This window comes from Mesorhizobium sp. M0601 (assembly GCF_040320845.1).
In the GTDB taxonomy this organism is placed as follows: domain Bacteria; phylum Pseudomonadota; class Alphaproteobacteria; order Rhizobiales; family Rhizobiaceae; genus Mesorhizobium.
Genome location: NZ_JAMYQK010000111.1, coordinates 1 through 1,397, shown reverse-complemented (window position 1 = coordinate 1,397; position 1,397 = coordinate 1). Strand labels below are relative to the sequence as shown.

General features: G+C 59.5%; 2 protein-coding genes. Both read left to right on the top strand.

Translation table 11 applies throughout. From position 1 onward, the window contains the following. The coding region (locus NKI41_RS33055; protein WP_352687244.1) for an aldehyde dehydrogenase family protein at window positions 1-1,193 on the top strand (1,193 nt) is incomplete at its 5' end. 6 nt (window positions 1,194-1,199) lie between these two features. Then, window positions 1,200-1,397 (top strand): fumarate hydratase (locus NKI41_RS33050; protein ID WP_352687241.1); only part of this gene is annotated, 198 nt, incomplete at its 3' end.

Below are 1,397 nucleotides of genomic sequence, written 5' to 3'. Positions count from 1 at the left end.
CGAAGGTGGGAGACGCAGCGAAGGATTTGTCGAGGGAACAGGGGAAAACGATTGCCGAAGCAACAGGCGAGTACGCGCGCGCAGTCGAAACGTTTGAGTGGTACGGCACGCACGCCGAAGAATTCTCGGCCCCAATTCCACATGGCCCGAACCGAATGATTGTCCCCGAGCCGCTTGGTGTGGTCGCTGCCTTCACGCCGTGGAACTATCCCGCAGTGCTTATCGCCCGCAAGCTTGCCCCCGCATTGGCGGCAGGCTGTCCGGTGATCCTTAAAGGGGCGGAAGAGACCCCGAGCGCTGCAGTTCACATCGTCGAAGCTTTACGTCAAGCGGGTATCCCGGACGGCGTGGTCAATCTCGTCTTCGGCGTGCCGGCGCATATTTCTGAAAATTTGCTCAACTCGCCGATTGTAAAGGTCCTGACCTTTACGGGCTCTACCGCTGTTGGAAAACATCTTGCCAAGCTCGCCGCAAATAACTTGCAGCGGTGCATCCTTGAACTCGGTGGACATTCCCCGGTCGTTGTGTGCGAGGATGCGGACCTCGCACAGGCCGTCCCGGCAATATCGGAATACAAGTTCGAGTGCGCGGGCCAGAGCTGCAACGCGCCCAGCAGGATTTTCGTCGCGCGCACTCTCTATGAGGAATTCCTCTCCCAGATGAAGGAAGCCGCCCGCAAGATCAGGATCGGCCCACCGAACGACCCTGCGACGGAGATGGGACCGATGGCAAACGCGCGGCGGATCGAGGCCATGCAGCGTCTGATCCAGGACGCGGTCGATCGCGGCGCCACCATCGAAACCGGTGGCACCCGCCTCGACCGGCCGGGTTTTTACTGGCCGCCGACCATCCTGACAGGGGTGCCAAAGGATGCCAGAGTGCTTCATGACGAGCCGTTCGGGCCGATACTCACCGTGGCGCCGTTCGACACGATCGAGGAGGCTATCGAAGAAGCCAACGCCACTGACTATGGCTTGGCTGCATACTTCTTCACCGGTGCTGACGATACCAAACGGGCGCTGATCGGCGGTCTTTCGGCTGGTGCTGTCAGTGTAAATTACCTGAAGGGGGTTTCCGCGGATGCGCCGTATGGAGGCGTCAAACAGAGCGGTTATGGATATGAAGGCGGCGAGCAGGGGCTGCGGAGCTTCCAGAGCCTGAAACTGGTCAACGGGCTCGGTTCATTTGGATGAGATTTCGTGAATAGGACAAGATCGACCATTGCCGGGGAGGATATCACAAAGAGCGTCGCAGACGCCCTTCAATACATCTCATATTACCATCCTCCCGACTATATCCGGTACCTTTCGCGGGCATACACTCGCGAACAGAGCCCGGCGGCGAAGAATGCCATCGGGCAGATCCTGCTGAACTCCCGCATGGCGGCCTTCGGACGG